2 protein-coding genes are annotated in these 1,087 nt (G+C 41.4%); both read left to right on the top strand.

The features are described from left to right. The coding region (locus tag AC1DUW_RS30055) for a sulfate ABC transporter substrate-binding protein (RefSeq protein WP_477644344.1) at window positions 1-521 on the top strand (521 nt) is incomplete at its 5' end. Between the two features lie 71 nt (window positions 522-592). Next, window positions 593-1,087, top strand: a 495-nt coding sequence (locus tag AC1DUW_RS30050) for an ABC transporter permease (protein ID WP_477644343.1), incomplete at its 3' end; no start/stop codon positions are given.

The raw sequence follows: 1,087 nt of genomic DNA, 5'->3' as shown, positions 1-1,087 counted from the left end.
CTGCATGGGCTTATGCAGAAAAGAGTTTTAATAATGATGAAACCAAAGTGAAGGATTTTATGAAAAAGCTTTATCAAAATGTTGAAGTTTTGGATTCAGGAGCACGAGGTGCAACGACCACATTTGTGGAAAGGGAAATTGGTGACGTACTAATTGCTTGGGAGAATGAAGCTTATTTAACACTAGAAGAATTCGGTGATGATAAATATGAAATCGTCAATCCTTCGATCAGTATTTTGGCTGAGCCTCCAGTAGCTGTTGTTGATAAAGTGGTGGAGAAAAAAGGAACGAAGGAAGTCGCTGAGGCCTATCTGGAATACCTCTATACAGATGCCGGTCAAGAAATTGCAGCAAAGAACTTCTATCGTCCGAGGGATGAGAAGGTTCTTGCTAAATACAAGGACCAGTTTGCAAATATTGATATGGTGACTGTTGATGAAAAGTTCGGCGGGTGGAAAAAAGCCCAGGAAACACATTTCAATGATGGTGGTACATTTGACGAAATTTATCAACCACAATAAGCGTTGGAGGAGAAGATGTAAATTCACATTTTCTCCTTCACTAATCAATCAGAAAGAGCTGGGGCGAATCGATGAATATAGCGGAAGTTAAACAAAAGAAAAAAAGAACCATACCTGGTTTTGGACTAACGATGGGGTTTACATTGCTGTATCTATCCATCATCGTTTTGATTCCATTATCCATGGTTTTTTTAAACACATTTACAATGGGGTTTCAGGATTTTTGGGCGACTATTACCGAACCGAGGGTCGTTGCTTCCTATAAACTAAGCTTTCTGACAGCTTTAACTGCGGCCTTTGTGAACGCAGTTTTTGGCGTTTTAATTGCCTGGGTGCTGACTCGTTATGAATTTCCTGGCAAACGAATCATCGATGGTCTAGTTGATTTGCCATTTGCCCTGCCGACTGCTGTGGCGGGGATTACATTGACCACTTTGTACTCACCGAATGGGTGGATTGGCCAATTTTTCAGCTTTAAAATTGCCTTCACTCCCATCGGGATTATCATTGCCCTGATATTTATCGGTCTGCCATTCGTTGTCCGCATGGTCCAACCGGTGCTTGAA

The sequence above is a fragment of the Peribacillus sp. P4_C12 genome (genome assembly GCF_056402095.1).
The sequence above is the reverse complement of the archived record's forward strand: the minus strand, read 5'-3'. Positions and strand labels throughout refer to the sequence as shown.